We start from the raw sequence: 26,363 nt of genomic DNA, 5'->3' as shown, positions 1-26,363 counted from the left end.
CGCGTGGGCGCCACAGGTTCACCGGTTGCTGCGCTCTTGGGCAGGGCGTCCGCCCGCTTCAGTGCATGAAAGGAATCGACATGGCAGCTCAGGATGGTGACATCGAACAGCAGGTGACCGCGGCGCTGGAGGCCGACCCCCGGATCGACCTGCGCCGCTTCCCGATCCAGGTGCGGCGCGACGGCGAGGCGCTGCGCCTCGAGGGCGAGGTGGACAGCATCAGCGCCAAGCGGGTGGCGCTGGCACTGGCGCGCAAGGTCTGCGGCGACGGCCCGGTGGTGGACGGGGTGCGCCTGGTGGCCGACCGCCGCCCCGATGGCGAGATGCGCGACGCGCTGGTGCATGCGCTGCAGCAGTGCATGGAGCTGCACAACTGCACCGTGCGCCAGCAGCACCGCGGCCAGACCGAGATGGTGCAGGAAGCGCAGCACGACTGGCCCAGCGGCGAGATCGGCGTGGCCTGCGAAGGCGGCGAGATCACGCTCGAAGGCAAGGTGATCAGCCTGTCGCACAAGCGCATGATCGAAGCGATCGCCTGGCGCACGCCCGGCTGCTGCAACGTGGTGAACCGGCTGCGTGTGGAGCCGGCCGAGGACGACAACGACGACGAGCTCACCGATGCCGTCCGCCTGGTGCTGGAGATGGACCGCCTGGCCCATGCCGACCAGATCAATGTGCGCAGCGACGGTGGCGTAGTAACGCTGGCCGGTGTGGTGCCGCGCGACGAGGAAAAGCGCCTGGCCGAGATGGATGCCTGGCGCGTGTGCGGCGTGGTGGACGTGCGCAACCGCATCGAGGTGCGGCCGGGCTGAACCCTCAGAGGTGCTTGTAGAAGAAGGTGGTGTCGCACGGCGTGCCGTCCGGCATGAGCGCGTAGCGCGGCACGTCACCCACGCGCTGCCAGCCCGCGCGTTCGTACAGCCGCGACGCATCGCTGCCGGTGACGGTGTCCAGCACCAGCACGCTGCGGCCTTCTTCGCGCGCCGCCTGGTCCACCGCGGCCATCAGGCGCTGCGCGATGCCGCGGCGGCGGGCCTTGCGGTGCACCAGCATCTTGGCCACGTCGGCCCGGTGGGGCTGGTTCTCGGGCAGCGCGGTGATCAGCTGCACCGTGCCCACCACCTGGCCTTCGGCGTCTTCGGCGATCAGCAGCACCCGTTCGTTGCGCGCCACGCCGTCCGCCACGTTGCGCCAGAACGCCATCGCCTTGTCGCGCGACAGCGGCCGCATGAAGCTCACCGAGGCGCCGCCTTCCACACAATCCATCAACACCTCGGCCAGCGCCTCCACGCAGGCGGCCGCTTCGTTGGCGCCTACGCGGCGCACGCTCACATCGTCATTCATCCTTGTCTCCTGGGGGGCGTGAAGGGCAGGTTCACCAGCGCGACGAGGTAGCGCGCCGGCTTGCGGGTGGGGTTGCGGTAAACGATGGGCTGGTCCAGCCGCATCGCCAGGCAGTCGCCGCTGTGCAGCTGCCACTGCGTGGGGCCGACGGTCACGTCCATGCTGCCGTCGATCATCCAGACCTGCTGGTGGATGTCGGCGTCGCGCGCGGCGCTGTCGTAGGCGACGCGCTGCCCGGGCGGGAACAGCACGTCCACCAGCTGGATGGGGGAGCGCGCCGGCGGCGACACATTGCGGCGCACATAACCCGATGCCGGGTCGGTCCACACCGGTTGTTCGGCCACACGCGCCAGCGGCGACGGCTCGGCGGAAGGGGTGCTGCTGCTGTCCTCGAACAGCGATGCCAGCGTCACGCCCAGGCCGGCGGAGAGTTTGTCCAGCACGGCGGCGGTGGGGCTGCTCTGGCCACGTTCGATGAGCGAGATGTTGGAGCGGCTCACGCCGCTGCGCTCGGCCAGGGCGTCCAGGGTGAAGCCACGTTCGTCGCGCAGCTCGCGCACCCGGCGCGCAATGCGGTCGTTGATGTCCATGTCGTGCAGTTTACTGGAAATCTGCATCCAGTAAACTGCCGACGCATCAAAGCAAGCCGATGTCGCTGGGCCGCGTGCCGGGAAATACCCGTTCCAGCTGAGCCGCGTTCAGCCCATACATGCGCTGGAACAGCCCGCCCAGCAGCGCGCGGTATTCGTTCAGCACCGGGTAGTCGCGGTTCTGGAACAAGGTGGCCGCGCTCAGCGCCTGCTGCTCGCCGCGCACGCCGCCGCGCACCGCGCCACCCAGCACCCAGTACACGCTGCCGTGGCCATGGTCGGTGCCGCGGTTGCCGTTTTCCCGGAAGGTGCGGCCGAACTCGCTGAGCACCACCACCACGGTGCGCTGCCACGCTGGGCCCAGTGCATCGGCGAGCGCGGCCAGCCCGCGCCCCAGTTCGCCCAGCCGCGAGGCCAGGGCGCCGGTGGCACCGCCCTCGCCCACATGCGTGTCCCAGCCGCCCACGTCCACGAAGCCCAGCTGCACCGACTCGCGCATCAGCCGGCCGATGCGGCGTGCTTCCGCTTCAAAACCCTTGCTGCCGATCGCATTGCGGTTGGCCGCTTCCATCTCGCCCGCCATCTCGCGCGCCACTTCATGGCGCACCTCGAAGCCGCTGCTCACCGTGCCGGCCAGCGCGGTGTCGGCGTACATGCGCTCGATGAGCGCCGCCTGGCGCGGTGCGATGCCGGCCTTGCCGATCGCGCGCAAGGACTGGTTGGCGACCGGCTGCGGCCCGCGGAACACCAGCGGCACCTGTTCTGTGAAGGCCAGTGATGCCATCGCCGAACCCGGCTGTGCGTCCAGCACACCGGCCAGGCGGTTGAGGAAGCCGCTGGCCCGCCCGGCCGCGCCCGAGTCCGGCGCGTTGCCGAGCTCGATGCGGTCCTGCGTCTCGAAATGGCTGCGCGAGGTGTCGTCGGTGCCGGCAAAGGGCACGAAGGTCGCCTGCCCGCTGCTGAACAGGGTGGCCACGTTGCCCGCCAGCGCGGGGGCCAGGCCCCATTGCGCGTCGATGGGCAGGGCGGCTTCGGGCGCGCTGCCGGGCCGCGCGATCGCGATGTTGGGCCGCGCCTCGTAATAGAACGGGCTGCCGTGTGGCACCAGCAGGTTGGCCGCGTCATAACCGCCACGCAGGAACACCACCAGCAGGCGCGGGCCGCTGGTGCCGGGCGCGGCGGCCCAGAGCCGGGTGCTGGGCGTGAGCAGAGAGGCCGCAGCACCTGCGATGCCGAGCTGCAGCCATTGGCGTCGTTGCATGGAGATTCCTCGGTGCATCAGCGGTGCATGAATTCGGGCGAGGCCAGCAGCAGCGCGTTCCATTCGGAGGGCGAACCGGCCTGGGCGAGCGTCTGCCGCGTGGCGGGTGCCAGGGCGGGTGCGATGCCCTCACGGTACAGCGGGGAGGCGAGCTGCGGGGGCGGCAGCCGCTCCGGTGGCGGTGCGCCTTCGGCGCGGAACAGCCCGGCGCTGCCGGCACCGATCGCACGCGCAATCTCGAAGCGGGTGTTCATCTGTCCCGGCCCCGCCCAGGCGGCCTGCTCCAGCGGATAACCGTCCGGCGTCGGGTGGTTGTAGGGCGTTTCGCCCAGCTGGTTCAGCCAGTGCAGCAGCGGCGCGGTGCTGAGCACCGGCTGATCGTCGTAGGCCAGGCGCACGGCAGACACGACGTAGTGCAGCGGGTCCTTGAACTGGTGGCCCAACGAGGCTGCGAACTCGGGCGAATCCACCATCGTGCGCAACACCTGGGCGATGTCGCCATCGGTCTGCTGGAAGCGCCGGCTCATGCGCTCCACCAGGGCGGGCGGCGGCACGTCGGCCACGAAGTACTGCGCGATGCGCCGGCTCACGAAACGCGCGGTGGACGGATGGCGCGCCAGCCGGTCCAGCACCTGCCCGATCTCCGGCATGCCGGTGCCACGCACCGTCTCGCCCAGCAGCTGCTTGTCGCCGAAGTCGTGGCGGCCGGGGTGGAACAGCACCAGCCCTTGTTGCCAGAGGGAGGGCTGCAGCGCCGGCCGCACACGCGGCGTTTCGTCGTTCAGCCGCACGCCCAGGCCGGTGAGCACACGGGCCAGCGCCTGCACATCGCCCTGGCCGTAGCCACCATCCACGCCCAGGGTGTGCAGCTCCAGCAGCTCGCGGGCGTAGTTCTCGTTCAAGTGGCCGGCGGCGTTCTGCGCGTTGTCCAGGTACAGCAGCATCGCGGGGTGCAGCGCGGACGCGCGCAGCAGGTCGCGGAAGCGCCCCAGCGCATGCGTACGCAGCTGCTCCTCATAGTCGCCCACGGCGGCGCGCAGCGCATGTTTGCCCTGGTGCACGTTGAAGTGGTTGAACCAGAACCAGGTCATCTGCTCGCGCAGCTGCTGCGGTGAATAGATGGCGCGCAGCAGCATGCGCGAAGCCGCCTCGCGCGCCAGGCCGTTCAGCTGTTGCTGGTAGGCCTGGCGGGCGGCCTGCTTCTGCGCATCGTCAGCGATGCTGTCCAGCTGCTTGCGCTGCGCTTCCAGGCTGCGGGCCAGCTCCGGCAACGGCGTGCGGCTGATCGCCATGGCGTCGATGCGCGCGTGCACCGCGGCGGGCAGCGGCGCCACCGGGCCGGGCTGCAGCTGGGCCTGCAGCCAGCGTTCGCGCCCCAGGCGCTGCCATTCAGCCAGGCTGCTTGCGCTGGCACCCCAGGTGAGCCGGTTCAGCCAGGCCACGTCCTGCGGCGCGGTGGCGGCGCGCAGTGGCTGCGCTGCGCTCACCCCGCTGCCGCCGGGTGCGGGCGGTGCGGCGCAGCCGGGCAGCAGTGCGATGGTGAGCGGCAGCAACAAGGACAGGCACACGCCCGTCCGGCCGGTGGCCAGGCGCAGGGGCATCGGTTCGGTCCGGCAGCGAAGGTGTTTGAAGAACGGCGACGCGCGGGCGGTCGATGACCGCTGGGTTGTGTAAAGAACATCAGAGGATTGCCGCGCAGCCGCTGCGTACCCATGGCAGGCCCGCCGTGCCCGGCGCGCACCTAGATCGGCTTCCACTCCCGAGGCCGCAGTGAGAAGTAGCCGATCAGCCAGTGGCCGAACACGCGGCAGTGCACGTGCGCACGTGCTCTAGAACCCGACCCCCAGCCGCTGAAACCAAACAGGAGCAGCGCGGGCGGTACCTGCTGCAGCATCAAGGTACACATAAGGAACCCGGAGAGTGGTCGCCGACGATGCGCGCTGAATCTTGTGCGTTCGCTTATGCGCAACAACACGTACCGTACAACTGTTCGTATTCAGGGCCGTTTTTGAGCAATACGCATACCCCCGTGCCCCCCTAACCGGGACGGGTTGTTCAATGCGAAGGAGTCCTCCAAGCTTGGCTCCTTTTGGATGGAACCCCATGCAAACGGACAACTCCCGTCGCAGATTTATGCAAACTGGCGGGGCACTCGCAGGCTCCCTTGCGCTACCTAGAGTCTCAAGCGCTGCTGGCACCACTTTCGACCGACCGAAGGCCGCCGCTCTGGATTACCGGAAAGGTGCTCTCAACACGCCGGCAGCAATAGCGCTTCATTTGAAGTATTCGCATGTTGTGCTCAACATGCTGCCCTCGCACGCCAAGGCGCCCGCAGGAACTTCGCCCGGGGGCGCAGGCTACCTGCACGTTCAGCAGTTGCGCAACGCCAGCAGCACCATCGCGATCGGTCAGTACACCATCCTCTCCCAGATGTATGACCCTGGAGCGGAGTACCAGACGATCATCGATACGCTCACCACAAACGGCTGGTGGGTCATGACGGGAACGACCAGCGATGGCGTGGACCCCCTTCATCCGGTCGCTCCTCAACATCGAACCAAGCCGCTCGCTGGCACCAACTATGACGCGTGGGACGTCAATCAAAACAAGATCCCCGCGGTCCAAGCAATGGCCGACTGGTGGTATCAGACCGTGCTGCGTCCACTCGCGTCGGTGGGGCTGAATATGGCCTTCAACGACAACGTATGGGCCAACCCCGGTACATCTGATGCACGCGCCAGTGATGGGTCTAATGCGCTATTGAAGACTGGCGAGGGCAAGGGCTGGGTGGGCGCTTACGACGGAAATACCAACGAGCAAACGTCCAGCTGGGCAGCAGATAGAAACCTAAGCGTGAACGCGCGTTTCCGACTGGGCTACATAAGTTATGTAAATCGACTGAAGTCGCTGCAGGCCAACGACTCAACGGCTCGCTCCAAGGCCCTGAGCCTAATTGCCAATGCTGACTACGACATCGCCAGTGGTTCGCAGTATCGCTTTACCAGTTGCCTAGAGCGTATAAATACCGCGGAGTCCAATACTCTTTACAAGGTGTATGACTATGCATTCATCGAAGCCCTTACTGGGCGGAACTATTCAGTCGACACATATGCAAGGGACTTCAAGAACGCAACACTGAAGCTGTACAAATCAGCAGCCAACGGTGCGCTGAAGAACGTTTTCGTTTGTTCCTATCTTGATAGTAACCTCGACACGAAGGAACGCACCTTGCAGAAGGCCCGCTATGGCCTAGGTTTAGCTATGCTGGGAGACGGTATCGCGATGATCACCGACACCCCGACCTCAACGCCAGAGAACCCAGATCCTGAATCGGGCGCGCACAGGCCCTATTGGTTTGACGAACTGGAAGTTCAAATCGGCAAACCCGTAGACCCGGCGTTCACCGAGAACTATGCGAGTTGGTCCAAGGGCGTGTGGATTCGAAAATATGAGAACGGTTGCGTTGTGCTCAACCCCAGCAGCAACTATGGCGGCTGGATGGGCAACGCCGGAACAGGCGCGGCGCCTCTTACCCTAGAGCGACGCGACGGCATAGTGACGTTGACGTGGGTCGGAGGCCCCGACATGAGCAAGCGGACGAATGACTTCATCCGTATCCAAGACTGCTATTTGTCTACCCTTCCGAAGGCCTCTCCAAGCAATACCGGCAATGGCAGCTGCTCACGACCGCAGGTGAAACGCCCAAAATTAGTCACTGAAGTGTGGACGTTGACCGCTCTGTCATCGACTACTTTTGAGGTGCGCGGTTCGGCGTCAGGTTTACAAGCGTCGGCGACTGTCGGACGGAACTATGACAATGGGCTGGTGAAGTTCTCCATTTCCGCGGGTTCCGTCGCGTTCGTCAAGGGCGACGTTTTCACCTTCACGACAGATTGTGCTTTCAACGGATCATTCACGCTCTCCGCCCCACCAGTCTCTACCACACTCAATGGCGCGCCTTGCGTGATACTTAAATGGAACCAGCAGGGCCAGAACGTAGTTTTCACGCGTCCCGAAGGTTTTGTTGCCATGCAAACCATCGTTGATCTCGCCCCTCTCGGCCAAGCGTACCGGCGGATTCTGGGAGACGATGACGGTCACAACTCATACTTCACCGGGACGAGCCAAAACGATGGTGGTCTCGCAACTAGTGTGAGGTTGTGGTCGAACGACGCAATCCTTCTTCTAAAAGTCTAGTCCCTGAACTGTCACCACCATCGCCGCCGCACCAAGCCGCCGGGACACCGGAGCGTTAATGGCAACCCTTGCTGGTCAGCGCATAGTGAACGGCTCGAGGTTTCGCGGAGGACGGTTTGATGTGAGTCGAGCCACCACCTCGGTGGCTGGGCTGGCGAGGTGCCGGTAGTAGTTTGCCTCGGCTCCAGCAGGCGATGGTTGTTGAACAAGCCACCCATTGCCGGGTGGCGAGTTCCACAGCGTCGTTGGTTTTCATGGTGCCCGGCGATGGATCAACTCGGCGCTGCAGAGCCCGTTGATTGTCGGCCAGCGCGTTGTCGTAGCTGTCGCCTTTGCTGACCCCGGACGGTTCGATGTCGGCCTCAGCCAAGCGCTCGAAGTAGCCGATGCTTACGTAACGCGAGCCCCGGTCCGAGTGAGAACCAGGCCGTTGTCGTGCTCCGGCTGGCGCGCGTGCAGCGCCCGCTCCAGCTGACTTGCCAGCCACCGATGCAACGTGCGCACACATCGATGACGAAGGCCACGTAGTGCCAGCCCTGCCACGTCGAGCCACGGGCGAAGTCCGACACCCAGAGCGGTGCGTCCGCTCGCTTGAACTGTCCGTACACCCTGCCAATGATGGTCTCAAACTGGTATTAGCGCCGCGCTGGTTCATACCGCCGCTTGCCGTTGTCGCAACGATGCGCGTGCCAGATCCTGATGTCGGTCGGAGGCTACGCTCTCGCTCTGGACGCCAGCGCATCGCGGGCGGCGTGAATACCACTTGACCGGGTGGTATGTCTGGTACCATACTGGTATCATTCGTGAGGCGGCGGAGCGAGAACACGTGGACATCCGGTACATCGTCGGAGTGGATGGGGGAGGTACCGGCACACGGGCGCGGCTGGCCGCGGTCGGAGGGCGGGTGCTCGGCGTGGGTGAGGCCGGCCCTTCCGCCCTGGGCCAGGGCGTGGCGCAAGCCTGGCAGAACGTGCAGCGTGCGATCGCCCGGGCGTTCGAAAACGCCGGGTTGGTGCCCGCTGCTCCTGGGGAATGCGCCTTGGGCTTGGGCTTGTCCGGCGCCCATGTGCGCAGCCGCTGCGACGCCTTCGTGGCGGCCGCGCCGCCTTATGGCCATGTGCTGCTCAGCGACGATGGCAGCACCTCGCTCTACGGTGCCCTGCGCGGGCAGCCCGGCGCGGTCGTGGCCGCCGGCACCGGCAGCATCGGCGAAGCCCTGCGGGCCGATGGCAAACGGGTCACCGTGGGTGGCTGGGGTTTTGGCGTGGGGGACGAAGGCAGCGGCGCCTGGCTGGGCCTGCGCGCCGTGCGCCACGCCCACCGCGCCCAGGACGGCCGCGTGCCCCCCGGCCCCTTGGCGCACAGTGTGTGGGCCATCGCCGGCCACACCCGCGAAGCGCTGCTGGCCTGGAGCGAAGCCGCGGGCCAGGCCGATTACGCCAGCATGGCGCCGCTGGTGTTCGACCATGAAGCGGACGATCCGGTGGCCGCCGCGCTACTGGAGCAGGCGGTGCAGGCGCTGGAGCAGACGGCCCATGCGCTGGACCCGTCCGGCAGCCTGCCGTTGGTGATCACCGGCAGCCTGGGCCAGCGCCTCCAACCTCGCTTCGCCCCCAGCCTGCGGGCCCGTTTCACGCCCCCGCTGGGTGACTCGGCCGACGGCGCCCTTTATCTGGTGCGCCAGCAGCTGGACGGCGCCCGGTGAAGAAGATGGCCTTCGAATTCCGCGCCGATGTGCGGGCCGCGTCGCCGCTGTATGTGCAGCTGGCGCAAAAGCTCGCGCAGGCCATCCGCGACGGCCGCTACCAGGCCGACGAGGCGCTGCCGTCCGAGCGCCTGCTGTCCGAATCGCTGAAGCTCTCGCGCGTGACCGCGCGCAAGGCGATCGACCAGCTGGTGGAGCAGGGCCTGGTGGTGCGCAAGCGCGGCTCGGGCAACTACATCGCGCCCAAGCTCGAGCAGCCGCTCACGCGCCTGACCAGCTTTTCGGAGGAGCTGAACCAGCGCGGCTTCACGCCCAGCTCGCGCTGGCTCACGCGCAACATCAGCGCGGCCGCGCCCGACGAGCAGTTGAGCCTGGGCCTGTCCACCGGCGCGCGCGTGGTGCGGCTGGAGCGCCTGCGCCTGGCCGACGACGTGGTGATGGCCTACGAGATGACGGTGCTGCCCGAACACGTGCTGCCCGATCCGCTGCAGGTGGACGCATCGCTGTACGCCTACCTCGCGCTGCGCGGCAAGGCGCCGGTGCGCGCCTTGCAACACATCCGCGCCCTCAATGCCGAACCGCAGCTGGCCGGCATGCTCGAAGTACCCAACGGCCAGGCGGTGCTGTTCATCACCCGCGTGGGCTACCTCGAGTCCGGCCAGCCGGTGGAGCTGACCCATTCCTACTGCCGCAGCGACTACTACGGCTTTGTCGCCGAGATGCGGCGCGACTCAGTGACGACAACATGATTCTTGAAGGCCACATCCTCACGCCGCAGGGCTTTGTGCAAGGGCGGCTGGTGCACGATGCCGGTCGCGTGCTGCGCATCGAAGGCAAGCCGGTGAGCGCGGAGGCTGCGCGGCAGGAGGCGCACCACCTGGTGCTGCCTGGCTTCATTGACCTGCATGTGCACGGCGGCGGCGGGGCCGACACCATGGAAGCCGGCGACGCCATCGCGCACATCGCCGGCATGCATGTCAAACACGGCACCACCGCGATGCTGGCCACCACGATGACCGCGCCCATGGGCGAGATCGAGGCGGCCATGCAGGCGCTTGGGCCCGCCTGCCACAGCCGCCCGCGTGGCACGGCGCGGGTGCTGGGCGTGCACCTGGAAGGCCCGTACATCAACCCCGGCAAGCTGGGCGCGCAGCCGGACTTTGCGCGCGCCACGTCGGTGGACGAGATCCTCGGCCTGCATGCGCTGGCCCCCATCCGCCTGATCACGCTGGCGCCCGAAGTGCCAGGCAACCTGGAACTCATCGGCCCCTTGCGCGAAGCGGGCTTCCGGGTGCAGATCGGCCACACGCTGGGCAGCTACGAAGACGGCGTGGCTGCGCTGGCGCAGGGCGCGGGCGGCTTCACCCATCTGTTCAACGCAATGACCGGCCTGCACCACCGCGCCCCCGGCATGGCGGGCGCCGCGCTCGCGCATGCGCAGTACTCGGAAATCATCCCCGACCTGCTGCATGTGCACCCCGGCGCCATCCGCGTGGCGCTGCGTGCCATCCCGTGCCTCTACTGCGTGACCGACTCCACCGCGGCGGCGGGCATGCCCGATGGCGACTACCGCCTGGGCCGCCATGTGGTCACCAAGTGCCTGGGCGGCGTGCGCCTGGCCGACGGCACGCTGGCCGGCAGCACGCTCACCATGGACCAGGCGCTGCGCAACCTGGTCAGCCTGGGCCTCGCGCTGGACGACGCCTCGCGCCGCGTGTCCACCCATGCGGCCGACTACCTGGGCCTGCCCGAGCGCGGCCGCCTGCAGCCGGGGTCGTTTGCCGACACCGTGGTGCTCAACCGTGAGCTGCAGCTGCAGCGTGTGACCGTGGAAGGAGAAGACATTGACCTCGCGCATGCTTGAGGAGGCGCGCCAGGCGCCCAAGGCGGTGGCCCGCCTGCTGGCCAACGACCGTGAGGCCAACGCCGCGCTGGGCGCCGCCCTGCGAGCCCAGCCACCGCAGGCCATGCTCACCGTGGCGCGCGGCAGCTCCGACCATGCGGCCCACTACATGGCCTACCTGGTGATGGCGCGCCTGGGCCGGCTGGTCACCTCGCTGCCGATGTCGCTGGTCACGCTGTACCAGTCGCGCCTGCAATGCGAAGGGCTGCTGTCGTTCGCGTTTTCGCAGTCGGGCCAGAGCCCCGACCTGGTGGCGCCCATGCGCTTCTTCCGCCAGGGCGGCGCCGGCACGGTGGCCTTCGTCAACGATCCCGATTCGCCGCTGGCGCAGGCCGCCGAATGGCTGTTCGCCCTGCATGCCGGTGCGGAGACCAGCGTGGCCGCGACCAAGAGCTACATCGCGCAGCTGGTGGCAGGCGCGCGCCTGGTGGCGCAATGGCAGAACGACGCGCAACTGCAAGCCGCGCTGGAGCGCCTGCCCGACGCATTGGAATCCGCCGCCGCGCAGGACTGGTCGCCCGCGGTGCAGGCGCTCGCCGGCGCCGACAAGCTGTTCGTGATCGGCCGCGGCACCGGCCTGGCCATCGCGATGGAAGCGGCGCTGAAGTTCAAGGAGGTGTGCGGCATCCAGGCCGAGGCCTTCTCCGGCGCCGAGGTGAAACACGGGCCGATGGCGCTGGTGGACGAGGGTTATCCGCTGCTGGTGTTTGCGCCGCGCGGGCCGGCGCAGCCCGGGCTGCTGACCTTGGCCGAAGAAATGCGCCGCCGCGGTGCCCGCGTGCTGGTGGCTGCGCCGCGCGGCACGCCCGACGCCGAACTCCCGGTGGTGGCCACCGCCGCGGAGGACCTGGACCCGATCAGCATGGTGCAGAGCTTCTATCCGATGGTCGAGGCGCTGGCGCAATCGCGCGGCCTCGATCCCGACAAACCGCGCCACCTGGCCAAAGTGACCCGCACGCAATGAGCCATCCCGTCAGCCCAGGCCAGCTCGTGATGGTCAACATCGCGGGCAAGCGGCTCGATGCGCAGGAAGCGCATTTCCTGCGCGAGCACCGCATCCGCGCGGTGTGCCTGTTCCGCTGGAACCTGGGCACCGAGGCCGAGGTGCGGCAACTCACGGCGGATCTGCGCGAGGTGATGGGCCCGCATGCGCTGATCGGCCTGGACCAGGAAGGCGGCTCGGTGGTGCGCGCCACCTTCCTGCCGCAGCCGCCGGCCGCGATGGCGCTCGGTGCGGTGGGTGATGCGGCGCTGGCAGAAAGCGTGGGGGCGGCCACCGCGCGCGGCTTGCGTGCGCTGGGCTTCAACTGGAACTTCGCGCCCGTGCTGGACGTGAACAACAACCCGGCCAACCCGGTGATCGCCGAACGCAGCTTCGGCGAAGACCCGAAGCAGGTGGCGCGCCTCGCCGGCGCCTGGATGCGCGGTGCGCTGCACGAAGGCGTGGCCTGCTGCGTCAAGCACTTCCCCGGCCATGGCGACACCCACGTCGACTCCCACCGCGACCTGCCGGTGGTGGACAAGCCGTTGGCAGAGCTCGAAGCGCTGGAGCTGCTGCCCTTCCGCGCGCTGCGCCGCGAGGCACCGGCCATGATGACCGCGCACATCGTCTACCCGCAGCTCGATGCCGAGCACCCCGCCACCTTGTCCAGGCAAGTGCTGGGCCAGCTGCTGCGCGACGACTGGGGCTACGACGGCGTGGTGATCACCGACTCGCTGGTGATGAAGGCCATCCACGACCGCTACGGCCACCACCGCGCCGCCGTGCTGGCGCTGCAAGCCGGTGCCGACATGGTGATGGCCCTCGGCACGCAGGAAGACCAGCTCGCCGCCGTGCAATCCATTGCCGCCGCGCTGGACAGCGGCGCGCTGACAGCGCCGCAACTGCAGCGCTCCTGCAACCGCCTGGACGCGCTGGCCGCCCGCTACCCGGTGCAGCCCGGCCCCTACACCACCGAGCAGCACGAGGACGACGACGCCTTGATGCGCCGCGCCTGGGCACAAGGCTTGAGCACGGTCGGCGCAGCGCGCCCGCCACGCAAGGACCAGCGCCTGCGTGTCTTCACCCAGCGCGGCGTGCCCAGCGACGGCGTTTCCGAGGCCGGCCTGTCCGGCGACAACGTGGCCGCCCTGTTCACCGAATTCCCCGACACCGAGATCGTGCAGCTCGACCGCCTGCACGACCTGGCATGGGACACGGTGCCACAGGACGGGCGCCAGAACATCATCGCCTCCAACCTGCGCGAACGGTATGGCGAGGCCGCGCGCGGCTGGCGGCCCGAGCTGCACCTGGCACTGTGGAATCCCTTCCAGGTGCTGGACGTTCGTGCGCCCGCGGTGGTGAGCTGGGGTTATGCACCCGGAGCACTCGCAGCCGTGCGCGCCTGGCTGGAAGGGCGTGGGCAGGCTTTGGGGCGTGCGCCGGTGCGTCTGGCTTTGGCGCGTTGATATGCAACTACTCGGCCTCGTACGAGCTGTCGAGCGCTGGATCGGGCCGCCGGGGCGCTCTGCTCCGCTCATGTCCCCCGGCGCCGGCCTCCGGCCGTCACCTCCTCCTTTACTTCGCTGCGCAGAACGCCCCACCGTCCCGATCCCACACCACCGTGGCGGTCCATCGGCCCGCCCCACGAGCGGCGGGGTGGCAAGGGTGGTGGGTGGCCCACGTAGCGAAGTAAAGGAGGAGGGGCGGGCGCAGCCCGGCCCGGGGGACATGAGCGAAGTGGGCTACCCACCGCCCGCAGCATGCGCCACCGGTTGAGTGTGGCAGCCGTTCGACACGACACAACACTGAGATCAGGAGACCCGGCATGAGCAGCACCGACACCACGCCACTACTCAAGCGCTCGCCGATCAGCTGGGTGCCGACGCTGTACTTCGCCGAAGGACTGCCGTTCTACACGGTCGCGCTCATCGCGGGGCTCATGTACAAGAGCCTGGGCGAGAGCAACGACACCATCGCGCGCTGGACCGGCATCCTCGGGCTGGCGTGGGTGTTCAAGCCGCTGTGGAGCCCGCTGCTGGAAGCGGCGCGCAGCAAGAAGCACCTGGTGGTGGTGTTCCAGGCGATCGGCGGAGCCTGCCTGCTGCTGGTGGCCTTGAGCGTGCAGCTGCCCGGCTACTTTGCGATCAGCATTGGTGTGCTCGGGCTGGTGGCGCTGGCATCGGCCACGCACGACATTGCGGCGGATGGGTTGTACATCGCTGCCTTGTCCAACAAGCAGCAGGCCGCGTATGCGGGCTGGCAGGGTGCCTTCTTCAACGCGGCCAAGTTCGTGGCGCTCGGCGGCCTCGTCATCCTGGCGGGCTACCTCGAAAAGCGCCTGGGCGTGGCCAATGCCTGGTCCATCGTATTCGGCCTGCTCGGTGTGATGATGGCCGCGCTGGCGCTGTATCACACCTGGGCTCTGCCTGGCACCCGCAACGTGGTGCGCGAGGCGGGCAGCGCGGACATCGGCGACACATTGAAGAACGTGATCGTCGAGTTCTTCCGCAAGCCCGGCATCTGGCTGGCCATTTTGTTCATCGTGCTGTTCCGTGCCGGCGAAGGGCAGATCCAGACCATCGGGCCACTGTTCCTGCGCGAGGCGCGCGACCATGGCGGGCTGGGTTTGAGCACCGATGAAGTGGGCCTGGTGTATGGCACGGTGGGCACCGCGGCCTTCCTGGTGGGCAGCGTGCTGGGCGGCTACTTCACCTCGTGGCTGGGCTTGAAGCGCGCGATGCTGTGGCTGATCCTCGCGCTCAACCTGCCCAACGCGGTGTTCTATTTCCTTGGCGTGGCGCTGCCCACCAGCCTGCCGGTGATCTCCGCCGCGCTGGGGCTGGAGATGTTCGGCTACGGCTTCGGCTTCGTGGGCGTCATCCTCTTCATCATGCAGGTGGTGGCGGTGGGCAAGTACCAGACAGCGCACTACGCGCTGGGCACCGGCGTGATGCAGCTGGGCATGGTGCTGTTCAAGTCGATCAGCGGGGACATCCAGACCGCGCTGGGCTACGAACGCTTCTTCCTCTGGGTGCTGGTGTCGGCGATTCCGGTGCTGCTGCTGTCACGCTTCGTGCGCATTCCGGGTGAAGAGGTCACGCGGCAGCAGGAGCCCAACGCGCGGCCGGTGGAAGCATGAAGGGCCTGCGCTTCGCCGGCTGGTTGCTGTTGCTCGGCGTGCTGGCAGCGCTGTGGGCCAGCGCGGTGACGGCGGCGGAGCCCGCGGCGGTGTTCTTCGACGACTTCAGCCAGCGGGACCTGGCAACGCTCACCCAAAGCGGCTGGACCGTGCGCGACAAGCGCGGCCACCCCGGCATCGAAGGTGCGGCCTGGGGCGGCGACACGGTGCGGCTGGTGGACGACCCCGAACAGCCCGGCAACCGCTTGCTGCGCCTGAACGCCCGCACCGACGGCACGCCGAAGGGCACGCACCAGGCGCAGGTGTGCCACGCCCGCAAGTACCTCGAAGGCACCTACGCCGCGCGCGTGCGCTTCAGCGATGCGCCGGTGGAGGGTCCGGACGGCGACGTGGTGGTGCAGACCTTCTACGCCGTGACGCCGCTGCGCTTCGACTTCGACCCCGAGTACAGCGAGCTCGATTGGGAATACCTGCCCAACGGCGGCTGGGGCGATGCACGCACGCGGCTGTACGGCGTGAGCTGGCAGACCGTGCGCCTGAAGCCCTGGACCTCGTACAACCAGACGCTGCAGGCCCAGCGCTCGGTGGAGGGCTGGCATGTGCTCCTGATGCAGGCGGCTGGCGGCCGCACGCGCTGGTTCCTGGACGGCGAGGCGCTGGACGAACACGGCGGGCGCAACTATCCGGTGTCGCCGATGTCGATCAACTTCAACCTGTGGTTCTCCCCCGGCGGGCTGGCGAAGAGCACCGCACCGCGCACCTACCAGCAGGACGTGGACTGGGTGTTCCACGCCAAGGGCCAGGTGCTGTCCACCGCCGAGGTGCAGGCCGCGGTGGCGGCCTACCGCCAGGCCGGCACCGCGCAGGTGGACGGCGTGCCGCCCGCCAATCCGCCGCTGGCCTCCAGCTGTGACTTCTAGCGCGCCAGCGTTGGGACCGGTCATCGCCCTGGACGTGGGCGGCACCCACAGCCGCGCCGCGCTGTTCGAGCAAGGCCGCATCACCTGGCGTGCCAGCCAACCGACGCCCGGCCAGATGGGGCCGCAGGCGATGGTCGACACCCTCGTGGCGCTGCTGCAGCCCTTGCACCCGCTGCAGGTGCCGGTGGGCGTGGCCGTGGCGGGCCAGGTGCTGCCCGGTGGCGCGGTCACCGCCCACAACGCTGACATCCTGCGCGACTGGTCGGCGTTTCCGCTGGCGGAGCGCCTGCAGCAGCGCCTCGGGCGCGAGGTGCAGGTGTTCAACGACGCGCGTGCGGCCGCCTGGGCCGAATACCGCTTCGGCGCGGGCCAAGGCTGCAGCGAGTTCCTCTTCGTCACCGTGTCCACCGGCGTGGGCGCCGGCCTGGTGCTGGGCGGGCGGCTGCACCTCGCGGGCAACGGCATGGACGCCGAGCTCGGCGAAACGCTCGCGCCCGACGGCCAGACGCTGGAGGCGCATGCCTCGGGCACCGGCCTGGGCGCCATCGCGCGGCAGCACGGCTGGGCCGACGCCAAGGCCCTGTGCGACGCGGCCGACGCGGGCGATGTGCGTGCCGAGCAGCTGCTGCGCCACGGCATCCGCCTGCTGGCGCACAAGCTGGCCGACCTGAGCGTGATGCTCGGCATCCAGCGCACCGCGTTGGGCGGCGGCCTGGGCCTGCGGCCGGGCTACCTGCCGCGCCTGCGCCAAGAATTCCACCGATTGCCAGCGCTGTACCAGCATGAAATCATCCCAGCCACCCTGGGTGCGGACGCGGGTCTGTACGGGGCGGCAGCGCTGGCATGGCAACAACCGCACGGTCCACACTCCAACTGATTGAGCGCCGCTGGCCGTGGCTGGCGGTGTCGCTGGCGTTGACCTTGGGCCTGTTTGTCTGCACCACGCTCGGCTGGTGGTGGTATGCCGACCAGCGCGACGCCCAGGCGCGCCGCCTCACGCTGGACCTGCTGTGGCTGGAGCAGACGCTGCAGCGCACGCTGGAGACGCACCAGCGCATGCTGGTCAACTGGGCCGAGGACCTGGCCGCGCCTGGCGCAGGCCAGGCCACCGGCGCCGAATTCCGCGAGCGCATCGCCGGCCTGATGAAGGACCACCGCGCACTGCTCGCCATCGACCAGGTGGACGCAGCCGGCAAGCGCATCACCGGCCTGCCGGACTACACCGAGCGCCCCAGCCAGCTGCCGCCGCTCACCGACCCGCTGATCGGCGCGGCGCTGGTGCAGGCGCGTGCGCTGCGCCGCCCGGTCTACAGCCAGGTCATCGAACAAGGGGCGCCGCTGTGGGTGCTGGTGGTGCCGTTGCTCGACGAGGCCGGCGCCCAGGGCGCCGTGCTGGCCACCTACAACCTGGACCGCCTGCTGGAGCTGGAGGTGCCGTGGTGGTTCGTGCAACGTTATGACCTGAGCCTGGTCGACCGCAACCACAAACGCCTGTTCCCCACCGACGTGGCCGCGGCCGAGCCGGCGCCCGAGCAGCACACGCTCACCTTCGGCCCACCCGACAGCGGCCTGGCGCTGCAAGCCGGCCTGCACGAACACGCGCAGCCGCGTGGCCTGCTGGCCGGGCTGGCGGCCGCGGCCGCGCTGCTGGCCGTCACCCTCGTGTGGCTGCTGCAGCTGCTGCGCCGCTGGTTGCGCGAGCGGGCGGCCGCGGCGCGCATGGCGCACGAGCGCGACGAGCTGCTGCAGCACACCGCCCGCCTGGCCAGCCTGGCGGAGCTGGCCTCCGGCATCGCGCATGAACTCAACCAACCCTTGGCCGCGATCGCCAACTACTCCGCCGTGGCCAGTGCCTGCCTGGCGCAGGACCCGCCGCTGAAGCACAAGGCCGAGGACGCCGTGGCTCGCATGGGCGAGGAGGCGCAGCGCGCCGGCAAGATCATCCACAGCCTGCGCAGCTTCATCCAGAAGCGCGAGGTGGAGCACCGCCGCCATGCGGTGGCCGACCTGCTGACCGAGCCGCTGGCGCTGCTGGAGCCGCTGGCGCGCCGGCTGCAGGTGGGCATCAAGGTGGACGCGCGCGACCGCAGCGCGCAGATCGACTGCGACGCGGTGATGATCGAGCAGGTGGTGTTCAACCTGCTGCGCAACGCGCTGGAGGCCGTGGCCACCCAGGCCGCCACGCCGCCCGACGACGCGGTGACCGTGCAGGTGGCCGACGACGGCGAGGCGGTGGCCATCTGCGTGGCCGACCGCGGCCCCGGCATCGCGCAACCGGAGCGCCTGTTCCAGGCCTTCTACACCACCAAGCCCGAAGGCATGGGCCTGGGCCTGGCCATCTGCCGCACCGTGGTGGAAAGCCATGGCGGCCGCCTCTGGGCCGAAGCCAACCCCGGCGGCGGCGCGCGTGTGTGCGTGCGCCTGCCCCGATCCACCCTTGCGCTGGTTTGATCATGATGAACACCCTGCCGCTGGACAGCCCCACCACCCCTTGCGTGGCCATCGTCGACGACGACCCCGCGGTGCGCCGCTCGCTCGGCATGCTGCTGGACACGCGCGGCTGGGCCTCGGAGGCCTTCGAGCGTGCGGTGGACTTTCTGCAAGGCGCCGACCCCGGCCGCTTCAATTGCCTGGTGCTGGACGTGCGCATCCCCGGCATGAGCGGGCTGGAGCTCTATGACGAGCTCACACGCCGCACCCGCGAGCGCCAGGCCTACCTGCCGCCGGTGCTGTTCCTCACCGGGCATGGCGACATCCCGATGGTGGTGCAGGCCTTGAAGCAGGGCGCGAGCGACTTCCTCGAGAAGCCGGCCGACCCGCGCACCGTGGTGGACGCGGTGGGCAAGGCGCTGACCGCCGACCGCAGCGCGCGCGCGCTGCACGGCTCGCGCGAGGCGCTGCTGCAGGAGATTGCCGGCCTCACGCCGCGTGAACGCGAGGTGCTCACGCAGATGGTGGCCGGGCGGCTGAGCAAGCAGATCGCCGACCAGCTGCAGATCAGCATCAAGACGGTGGAAGCGCACCGGCTGCGCATCTGCCACAAGTTCAACGTGCGCACCGGCATGGAGCTGGCGGCCAAACTGCGGGAAGTGCCACTGAGCGTGTGGCAGGGTTAGCGGTGGCAGCAGCAACGCTGCTACCCTGCCGGCCCATGACTCAACCGCTTGTTCTTCCCTGCGCCGTGCTGGCCCTTCTGCTGGCCGGCTGCGCCACCACCACCGGTGATTCCAACCCCGTTGCGCCCGCATCCGGGTCCGCGGCGGCCGACCAGATCGGCCAGGCCGCCGTCACGCCGCTGAACGACCTGAACCTGGTGCGCGCCGAGATCCCGCCGGTGCTGGCGGCGGCGCAGAAGGCGCCCTATGCGCCGCCGGCCGACATGGCCTGCCCATCGCTGGCGCTGCAAGTACAGGCGCTTGATGCGGTGCTGGGGGCTGACCTCGACGTGCCGCCCAGCGCAGCCAACCCCAGCCTCATTGAACGCGGCGCCAGCACCGTGGGCAACGCGGCCGTGGGCGCGCTGCGCGGCGCGGCCGAAGGCGTGGTGCCCTTCCGCGGCTGGGTGCGCAAGCTTTCAGGCGCCGAGAAGTACTCGCGCGACGTGGCAGCCGCCATTGCCGCCGGCACCATCCGCCGCGCCTACCTCAAGGGGCTGGGCCAGGCGGTGGGCTGCGCCGCGCCGGCCGCGCCGGCGGCGCCCAAAGCCTGACCAACGCCGCGCCCGGGCGCGGAGGCGTCAAGCGCCGAAGTGCATCTGGTACTTTGCGCCGTCGGAGAACAGGCACACACCCGTGCCCTGCGCCGGCCCGCTGAGCACGTATTCGCACTGCGCGTTCACGCCCCTGCTGCCGTAGGCGTTGGCGATGCCGCGGCGGCCGCTGAACCCGCGCGGGGCCACGCCCAGCACCTCGTTGTGCAGGCGGCCGAAGGCGCTGTAGCTGCCGTCCACGCGCGTGGCTTCGCCCTGCAGCGTGTCGCCCAGGTACACCAGCGAGAAGCTGCCGCGGCCGGTGTGGTTGTCGATCACTGTCGCGGTGAGCAGCCCGCCCTGGTTGGCCTGCGTGTTCAGCGGGTAGAGGCGGGCCGTCATCAGGCTGGCCTGCGGTGGCTGGCCGCTTGGTGCCGCGGGGGGCGCGATCACCGTCACCGGCGCCTGGCCCATCGGGTCACGCGGCGTGGCGGGGTAGGGCTGCCCGGTGCGCGGGTCCACCGGCACCACGACGCAGGCCTGCAGTGCGGCGGCCGCCAGTGCACAGGCACAGGCGACACGTCGGGTGGTGGAGATCGGGGAACGCAAAAGATGCATCGAACTCACGGTGGCTTTCAAGGCGCGGGCACATTGCCGCGGCGCGAGGATCGGCGAGTTCGGCGTGGCGCTCAATCACGGGCCAGTGGAGTATCGGAACGCAATACCGTGGGTGCTGCGGGCTGCGCCGCCGCGGGGTGGCACCATGGGGGCTGGCAACAGGAGCGACCGATGACGATCCACCTCGATCACCTGATGGTGCCGGCGCGCGACAAGGTGGCCGCGGCACGGCAACTGGCTGGGCTGCTCGGTGTGCCGTGGTCGGCCACCGGCATCGGCCCGTTTGCGCCGGTGTACGTGAATGACGGCTTCACGCTGGACTTTGACGAGTGGCCCGAGCCGCTGCCGCTCATCCACTACTGCTTCCGCGTGGACGCTGCCGCCTTCGATGCGATCCTGCAGCGCATCCAGGCGGCCGGCATCGCCTATCGCAGCAGCGTGCATGGGCCGGTGGACCACCAGGTGGACACCGCGCATGGCGGGCGCATCGTCTACTGGAACCAGCCCGACGGCCACCAGTGGGAGATGCTCACCGAGAGCTACGCGCGCCAGCCGTAAGCCGCGCTCTCATAGGGCGACCTCCGCCCTGCGGGCTGCGGTATTCGCCTTGGGAGCGGCCCGGCGGCTCATGCAGGCTGCGCCTCCGCCAGGCTGCCCAGCCAGGCGCGCGGCGAGCGCCCCGTCTTCTGCGTGAACACCCGCGACAGCGCCGACGCATTGGCATAACCCAAAGCATCGGCCACCACCTTCACCGACCGCCCTTCGCGCAGCTGCGCCTGCGCGATGGTGAGGCGCCAGTGGGTGAGGTAGTCGGCTGGCGTTTCGCCCACCACGGCCTTGAAGTGCGCCGCGAAGGCGCTGCGCGACATGCCGGCCGTTTGCGCCATGCGCGCCAGGCTCCACGCCTCGCCCGGCGCGTCGTGCAGCGCCACCAGCGCACGCGCCAGGCGCGGATCGGCCAGGCCGGTGAGCAGGCCCATCGAGAGCCCGCCTTCTTGCGGATGGTCCAGCAGCCAGCGCAGCAGCTGCAGCAGCAACACCTCGAACAGGCGATCGGCCAGCAGGCGATGGCCGCAGCGCACCTGCTCGGTCTCGGCGAACAGCAGCGCCAGCGTGTGCTCCAAGCCGGCCACCGCGCGCAGCGGCAGCCGCACCAGCGGCGGCAGCGCACGCGCCAGCGGATGCTTGTCGCCGCCATCGAAATCGAGCGTGGCGCAGACGAAGTCGGCGCCTTCGGCCGGCGCGTTGTGGAACTGGTGCGCCAGCGGCCGCGGATAGAACAGCAGCGTGGGCTCGGCCACGGTCAGCCGGCGCGGCGCACCGCTGCGCGCTGCATGCGTGACCACCATTTCGCCCCGGCGCATCACATGCAGAAAGCCGCGGCCCGGCTCCGCCGCAAAGCGCGTCACGCCGCACAAGGGGCCGGTGTGGAAGAGGTGGGCGCGCACGCGGAAGCGTTCGAGCAGCGAGGACAAGCGGTCCACGCTGGGCGGGGGCGCTTTGGCGCCGCTTGGACGATTGGATGTGTTTGCTGGACGAACCATACCGAATCGTAGCGCAGGCCGCCGCACACTGCGTGGGCCGCTGCAAGGCGAGTGATCGCCACTGCAGCCCAATCAACCCACAGGAGCCATCGAATGAACCGCATCCCCGCCACCCGCCTCACCCTCGCGCTGGCGCTCGCCCTCGCCGGGGCCACCAGCCAAGCCCACGGGCCTGCGGCCCACGCCCATACGGGCGGCATCCAGAGCAAGCCCGCGCCCGCCGTGAAGCCGGCCTTCGACATCTTCCACACCCGCATCACCACCGAGGGCAAGGTGGCGGTGTTCCACATGGCCGTGTCCGGCAAGGCGGGCGCGACCCGGCCCACGCCCTCCGGCAAGCTGGCCGGCAGCAGCGTGTTCTCCTACGTGTGGCCCACCAGCATGGACCCGTCGGCCGTGGGCTTCGAGGCCAAGAGCGGCATCCTCGCGTTTGCCGTCACCTCGCATCCCGACTTCGACGACACGCCGCTGTTCGACGAAAACGGCGACGGCGACCGCGCCAACGACGGCAACGTGTGGCATTCACACTGGGTGGTGCTGCAACCCGACGCCGCCTGCGGCAACGGCGCGCTGAAGGTGGTGGACATCCCCGAAGGCAGCAAGCCCAAGCTGCCCAAGACCTGGCCCGGCCTGCCGATCCTGATCGACAGCCCCGGCTGGAGCCCCAGCTTTCAGGGCAAGACGCTGGAAGTGCGCGTGCCGTTTGACGACATCGGCGTGGTCACCAGCGCGGGGTTTGATGGCGTGACGGCGGCGCTGCGGGTGAACGCCAGCGTGCACAACCCGCTGCTGTGCGTGGTGGATGTGTTCAAGGTGGCGTCGGGGAATTTGTCGTTGCCGGGGAAGGTGGGGGAGTAGCGGCTGTGGTGGGTGTCTCGGGCAGGGCGTTGGGGACACCCGTTCCACTCTCAGAGGTGGCGCTTTGACGCCGAGGGCACTAGGGCGAGTAGCTTGTCGCGCGGCGTCGCCGGCTCAACCAAAAACCGGCTTGCTACCCCTCCACGGCGTGCACCGAAAAACCTGCTTGGCGCGATCCATGCCGACGGCCAAAATGACATGGACCTCCCCTTTCGAGAGAGTTGATGAGATATCGCAACCCCATCGTGGCACTCGCTGCCGGTCGCCGCTACACGGCAGTTTGGGACCGGGAAGTCCCTCTCATTCGTTAGGCCTCGCAATGCAGCCCTTTGTCCACGGAGATCCCGAACGCCGCGCATGGATTGAAGTCTCAAGTGCAAATCCGGCCGAAGTCGAACGCCTCAAACCAACACTGGTCGCGTTCCTTGCATTTGATCGTGAACGAATGCCCCGCTTGGCTGGAACCGGATTTGTCATCGCGGGCGACCCCGGTCTCGCACTGGTCGCCACTGCGAAACACGTGCTGACTGAGGGCGTTTCTCAGTTCCAGGGCCTTGGTCGCACAAGTTCACCGTCTGCCATCTTCGTACCGGACAGAATCAACGTTTCTCTGAGCCCGGAACATCTCAAGGCGGTCTGGGTTGACGGCCGCAGCGCTGGACTTCTGGACGTTCACTGCGCCAGCTACAACGCTAGCCATGATGTCGCTGTCTGCGCCATCGGACCGCAGGAGCGCGAACCTCCTCCATTCGATCCGCGTTCCGTGCCCTTCCATACTGAGCTTCCGAGCGTCGGAGATCCGGCTCAGATGGTTGCCATCGACGAAATGAAGGTCGGCGAGTCAGAGCCGCCGAGCGATCGCACGGGTCAAGGCCAAGTCCTCATAGTTTCCAGGCGGGTAAGCATCCGACTCGGCGTGGTCACGGGTGTGTTTCCTCGCGGCCTTCGGCAGTACAGGTGGCCCTGCTTCACAACCTCAATTCCGGCCGAGCCCGGGATGAGCGGTGGCTATCTTTTCATCCCGAAACCTGGGACAACCGTAGCGGCTTGTGGAGTCGTATGCGCAGACGCATCCTCCGACGAAGCTCGCATTAACCAGTCGGTGGCTGGTGAATCGATCATCGGCTGTACCTGGCCGGCGTTGGGCCTCTCCTTGCCGGAGCACATTGGGCAACCCAAGACTCGAACGCTTCTGGAGATGGCCGCGAGCGGGGAAATCCCAATGCCGGTTGGCGGCGTTGAGCACATCGGCTTCACTACTGGTGCGCAAGGGGAACAAGCAATCCAGTTTGGCGGAGTGCCAGGAACCTAACCCTTTGCTCGAGCGACCTCGACCAGCATGGCCTTTGGCCCCCGCGGCGCTCGCTGTAACTTCGCTCCTCCCAGGCCAAGCGCCATACCGGAGGCGTCGCAATGCTCAAACGTTATGGCGCAAGAAAATAGCCCTCACTCGCTCCATGTCCCTCTTTTTCAATCGTTGGATGCCATCGGCTTCGGCGAGCACGGAAACATTCGGCACTTCGACACCGGCACGCTGTTCTGGTCCCTCACGCGCCTATTTGGGTGTTACGAACGGGTCTTCTTGGCCCTTGCCATGTCCCGTGAAGATCGCCTGTTCCTTGACGCTGATCTTGAGCACTACATCATTCGCTTTCGGATCGTGATGAACGATGTGGCGTTTGTTATCAGACAGATCATGCCCAGCAGCCTCAGGGGCTTCAAAGGACTCACTGGAGGTGTTCATCCGAAGAACCGTGAGATGTCTGTGTTCACATTGGCCCAATACCTTTCAAAGAATTCCGACTCCTTCCCGGAGTTTGCAGAGGCTTTCGCAAGCGCCTCGAAATGGATGGCGCGTCTCGCGAACGACCGAGACAACGTGGTCCATTACAAATCTAAAGTTGTCGTGTTCGAAACGCCCATTCCTTCGTTCGCGCTGGTGAACGCGGCAGGTACGGAACGCTCGGAACCGACAGCTGATGGGCGCTCGCAGATGGCTCTCACGCAGATCAGTGAGTTTGTGAATAGTCAAATGCTTGCTCTCCATCGATTCATGCACGAAGATCTGGCAACCGCTGTCACCTCCTACGCCTCCCGCGTTGGCCTCAAGTCAATCCAGGCCGGTCATAACCACCGCATCAGTTGCATTGGCATTCAGCGCTTCCGAAGCATCAATGCGATTGCGGCATAACCCTTCCTTCGAGCGGACCTCGCTTCGGCAAGCCGCTCAAGTCAAACGCTCATGTCATTCATGTCGCACGTTAAGTCTGACAATTCATGGTGAACGCTTACCTGCTCCAGCGCTTGACTGCCATCCAGCAGGTCTTGCTTGCACACAAGTCGGGGTCAGTCGGCTTACCTTCCGCGGTGGCTGGAGCCGAGCGAGAGACGTTCCTGCGTGAGTTCCTCGAGAAGATATTTCCGGCGCATAGACGGTTCTCAAGCGGCGCAATCACTGATGCTGAAGGGAACATCTCAGGTCAAGTCGACATCGCGATTGAGTTTGGGTTCTCGCCGAGCTTTCCAATGCCTAACGCCAGCCAACGGCTCTTGCTCGCGGAGTCAGTTGCTGCGGTAGTCGAAGTCAAGTCAGACTTGCAAAGTCAATGGTCGGAAGTTGTTGGAACGACAGCGGCTGTCAAGCGACTGCGGAGGAACCTCAATGCGGTCACGATTGCTGGTGACTCTGATCCAACACACTACATCCCTGTCATCGCCGTTGGCTACGCTGGCCATAGCACCACGGAAGGTTTGGCTGCCAGGCTATCTAGTACCGCTGAAGCCGATCGCCCCGACGGTGCACTGGTCATCCAGTCCGGCTGCTTCGTAGGCTTCGGGATGACTGCAAGTGGACCTACCGGCCTTTATGCGCTGGCACTCTCGATTGATGTGCTCTTTCGTCAGCTTATTTCTGCCCGACCCGATTTGCAGCACTATGTTCAGTAGGCGCGGTGAGGCCAAAACCTTCCATCGAGCGAACGTCTCCCAGCAAGCTTCGCCGGTTTCCGGTCGCCGCTCATGTCAAACGTTCAGCGAACTATGCACATCACCAGACCGATCGCCGGTCGTGTCATTGTGGCGACGGGATCGGCGCTGGCGGAGCGCCGACCCCATGGCCGGAACTGCGATGTCACTGTACGTCCAGCTAGTGCAAGCGAGTCGCACGGCCCTGGAACGATTGCTCGCATCTATCCCAGGACGTCTAGCCTGACGGTTGACTACACAGGATGCCAAGTGTCATGGATGCGAAAGTCTGCAAATCACGCTTGAGTGATGCACAGGCTTTTCTCCGCAAATGGAAGACCGGTGGCGCTGTACCCGGAGTCACCCAACGACCCCCTTTGTAAAGGCACAGGGTCCGAAGATGACTTCTGCATTTCAAGCCGCATCACTTGTCGTTGGAATGTTTCTAGCGCGTTGCTTATCTCTCTTTGGGGAAAACGAACAGGCGCGCCGGGAGTGTGAAAGTTCGTTTGAAACGGACAGTGCTGCGGCGCTTGCCATCCAGCGGCGCAAGTAGGGTGCCCCCTCGCCCTAACCCCTTGGATGTCTGCTTCCGGCATCCTGCCAGTGGCGCCTGAACTTCAGCTTTGAGTCGGATTGCGGCCCCGTCG

The 26,363-nt window shown here is 67.5% G+C and carries 24 protein-coding genes and 1 pseudogene; 18 read left to right on the top strand and 7 right to left on the bottom strand.

Annotation, left to right across the window (positions count from 1 at the left end; translation table 11 throughout):
• Window positions 1–80 precede the first annotated feature (80 nt).
• A complete protein-coding gene (locus VPH43_RS02605; protein ID WP_328576082.1) occupies window positions 81–812 on the top strand; it encodes a BON domain-containing protein in 732 nt (243 codons plus the stop codon).
• Window positions 813–816: 4 nt separating this feature from the next.
• Here VPH43_RS02605 and VPH43_RS02600 read toward each other — a convergent pair whose 3' ends face one another.
• From VPH43_RS02600 to VPH43_RS02585, 4 genes are read right to left on the bottom strand one after another with little or no spacing between them, the layout of a single operon-like run.
• Complete coding sequence (locus VPH43_RS02600; protein ID WP_328576081.1) at window positions 817–1,344, bottom strand: GNAT family N-acetyltransferase; 528 nt, start codon at window positions 1,342–1,344, stop codon at window positions 817–819.
• A complete protein-coding gene (locus tag VPH43_RS02595; RefSeq protein WP_328576080.1) occupies window positions 1,341–1,934 on the bottom strand; it encodes a helix-turn-helix domain-containing protein in 594 nt (197 codons plus the stop codon). Before VPH43_RS02595 ends, VPH43_RS02600 begins: the two co-directional genes overlap by 4 nt.
• A gap of 46 nt (window positions 1,935–1,980) precedes the next feature.
• Entirely contained in the window at window positions 1,981–3,195 is a 1,215-nt protein-coding gene (locus VPH43_RS02590; protein ID WP_328576079.1) for a DUF1501 domain-containing protein, read from the bottom strand.
• A gap of 17 nt (window positions 3,196–3,212) precedes the next feature.
• Window positions 3,213–4,796, bottom strand: a complete 1,584-nt coding sequence (locus VPH43_RS02585; protein WP_328576078.1) for a DUF1800 domain-containing protein — start codon at window positions 4,794–4,796, stop codon at window positions 3,213–3,215.
• A gap of 502 nt (window positions 4,797–5,298) precedes the next feature.
• Here VPH43_RS02585 and VPH43_RS02580 point away from each other — a divergent pair.
• Window positions 5,299–7,392: a hypothetical protein gene (locus VPH43_RS02580; protein ID WP_328576077.1), complete on the top strand. Its 2,094-nt coding sequence runs from the start codon at window positions 5,299–5,301 to the stop codon at window positions 7,390–7,392.
• An 11-nt stretch (window positions 7,393–7,403) separates the two neighbouring features.
• On the opposite strand, the pseudogene VPH43_RS02575 reads toward VPH43_RS02580, so the two are convergent.
• Window positions 7,404–7,991: pseudogene (locus VPH43_RS02575) on the bottom strand (hypothetical protein); the annotation flags it as partial.
• A gap of 227 nt (window positions 7,992–8,218) precedes the next feature.
• Between VPH43_RS02575 and VPH43_RS02570 the strand changes: the two are divergent.
• The 11 genes from VPH43_RS02570 to VPH43_RS02520 all read left to right on the top strand — a co-directional run bounded on the left by VPH43_RS02570 (window position 8,219) and on the right by VPH43_RS02520 (window position 19,750).
• Window positions 8,219–9,097 (top strand): BadF/BadG/BcrA/BcrD ATPase family protein, encoded by an 879-nt coding sequence (locus VPH43_RS02570; RefSeq protein ID WP_328576076.1) that lies wholly within the window; start codon window positions 8,219–8,221, stop codon window positions 9,095–9,097.
• Between the two features lie 5 nt (window positions 9,098–9,102).
• Window positions 9,103–9,846, top strand: coding sequence for a GntR family transcriptional regulator (locus VPH43_RS02565; protein WP_328576203.1), 744 nt, complete (start codon window positions 9,103–9,105; stop codon window positions 9,844–9,846).
• The gene (gene nagA, locus VPH43_RS02560; RefSeq protein WP_328576075.1) at window positions 9,843–10,961 is read left to right on the top strand and encodes an N-acetylglucosamine-6-phosphate deacetylase; all 1,119 of its coding nucleotides are present in this window, start codon (window positions 9,843–9,845) and stop codon (window positions 10,959–10,961) included. Before VPH43_RS02565 ends, nagA begins: the two co-directional genes overlap by 4 nt.
• Window positions 10,954–11,964: an SIS domain-containing protein gene (locus tag VPH43_RS02555; RefSeq protein WP_328576202.1), complete on the top strand. Its 1,011-nt coding sequence runs from the start codon at window positions 10,954–10,956 to the stop codon at window positions 11,962–11,964. Before nagA ends, VPH43_RS02555 begins: the two co-directional genes overlap by 8 nt.
• Window positions 11,961–13,448: a beta-N-acetylhexosaminidase gene (gene nagZ, locus VPH43_RS02550; RefSeq protein ID WP_328576074.1), complete on the top strand. Its 1,488-nt coding sequence runs from the start codon at window positions 11,961–11,963 to the stop codon at window positions 13,446–13,448. The genes VPH43_RS02555 and nagZ overlap by 4 nt, the downstream gene beginning before the upstream one ends.
• Window positions 13,449–13,807: 359 nt before the next feature.
• Entirely contained in the window at window positions 13,808–15,121 is a 1,314-nt protein-coding gene (locus VPH43_RS02545) for an MFS transporter (RefSeq protein ID WP_328576073.1), read from the top strand.
• The gene (locus VPH43_RS02540) at window positions 15,118–16,041 is read left to right on the top strand and encodes a glycoside hydrolase family 16 protein (RefSeq protein ID WP_328576072.1); all 924 of its coding nucleotides are present in this window, start codon (window positions 15,118–15,120) and stop codon (window positions 16,039–16,041) included. The genes VPH43_RS02545 and VPH43_RS02540 overlap by 4 nt, the downstream gene beginning before the upstream one ends.
• Before the next feature lie 10 nt (window positions 16,042–16,051).
• Window positions 16,052–16,918, top strand: a complete 867-nt coding sequence (locus VPH43_RS02535) for an ROK family protein (protein WP_328576071.1) — start codon at window positions 16,052–16,054, stop codon at window positions 16,916–16,918.
• Window positions 16,885–18,492 carry an ATP-binding protein gene (locus VPH43_RS02530; protein ID WP_328576070.1) on the top strand — a complete coding sequence of 536 codons (1,608 nt, stop codon included), beginning with the start codon at window positions 16,885–16,887 and terminating at the stop codon, window positions 18,490–18,492. Before VPH43_RS02535 ends, VPH43_RS02530 begins: the two co-directional genes overlap by 34 nt.
• Before the next feature lie 2 nt (window positions 18,493–18,494).
• Window positions 18,495–19,157, top strand: coding sequence for a response regulator transcription factor (locus VPH43_RS02525; protein WP_328576069.1), 663 nt, complete (start codon window positions 18,495–18,497; stop codon window positions 19,155–19,157).
• Between the two features lie 35 nt (window positions 19,158–19,192).
• Window positions 19,193–19,750 carry a hypothetical protein gene (locus VPH43_RS02520; RefSeq protein ID WP_328576068.1) on the top strand — a complete coding sequence of 186 codons (558 nt, stop codon included), beginning with the start codon at window positions 19,193–19,195 and terminating at the stop codon, window positions 19,748–19,750.
• 27 nt (window positions 19,751–19,777) lie between these two features.
• Here the strand turns inward: VPH43_RS02520 and VPH43_RS02515 are convergent, their stop codons facing one another.
• Window positions 19,778–20,338 carry a hypothetical protein gene (locus VPH43_RS02515; protein ID WP_328576067.1) on the bottom strand — a complete coding sequence of 187 codons (561 nt, stop codon included), beginning with the start codon at window positions 20,336–20,338 and terminating at the stop codon, window positions 19,778–19,780.
• 180 nt (window positions 20,339–20,518) lie between these two features.
• Between VPH43_RS02515 and VPH43_RS02510 the strand changes: the two genes are divergently transcribed.
• On the top strand, window positions 20,519–20,905 hold the full coding sequence (locus tag VPH43_RS02510) for a VOC family protein (protein WP_328576066.1): 387 nt from the start codon (window positions 20,519–20,521) through the stop codon (window positions 20,903–20,905).
• A 68-nt stretch (window positions 20,906–20,973) separates the two neighbouring features.
• On the opposite strand, the gene VPH43_RS02505 is transcribed toward VPH43_RS02510, so the two are convergent.
• Entirely contained in the window at window positions 20,974–21,891 is a 918-nt protein-coding gene (locus VPH43_RS02505) for an AraC family transcriptional regulator (RefSeq protein WP_328576065.1), read from the bottom strand.
• Between the two features lie 93 nt (window positions 21,892–21,984).
• On the opposite strand from VPH43_RS02505, the gene VPH43_RS02500 reads away from it, so the two are divergent.
• The 4 genes from VPH43_RS02500 to VPH43_RS02485 all read left to right on the top strand — a co-directional run bounded on the left by VPH43_RS02500 (window position 21,985) and on the right by VPH43_RS02485 (window position 25,695).
• The gene (locus VPH43_RS02500; protein ID WP_328576064.1) at window positions 21,985–22,749 is read left to right on the top strand and encodes a hypothetical protein; all 765 of its coding nucleotides are present in this window, start codon (window positions 21,985–21,987) and stop codon (window positions 22,747–22,749) included.
• Between the two features lie 319 nt (window positions 22,750–23,068).
• Window positions 23,069–24,061 carry a trypsin-like peptidase domain-containing protein gene (locus VPH43_RS02495; RefSeq protein ID WP_328576063.1) on the top strand — a complete coding sequence of 331 codons (993 nt, stop codon included), beginning with the start codon at window positions 23,069–23,071 and terminating at the stop codon, window positions 24,059–24,061.
• A gap of 114 nt (window positions 24,062–24,175) precedes the next feature.
• On the top strand, window positions 24,176–24,940 hold the full coding sequence (locus tag VPH43_RS02490) for a hypothetical protein (protein ID WP_328576062.1): 765 nt from the start codon (window positions 24,176–24,178) through the stop codon (window positions 24,938–24,940).
• A gap of 89 nt (window positions 24,941–25,029) precedes the next feature.
• Entirely contained in the window at window positions 25,030–25,695 is a 666-nt protein-coding gene (locus tag VPH43_RS02485; protein ID WP_328576061.1) for a DUF6602 domain-containing protein, read from the top strand.
• Window positions 25,696–26,363: the final 668 nt, after the last annotated feature.

Source organism: Ideonella sp. BN130291 (assembly GCF_036231905.1).
In the GTDB taxonomy this organism is placed as follows: domain Bacteria; phylum Pseudomonadota; class Gammaproteobacteria; order Burkholderiales; family Burkholderiaceae_C; genus CAMLIZ01.
Note: the sequence above shows the minus strand (reverse complement) of the source record. Positions and strands in the feature narration are given on the sequence as shown.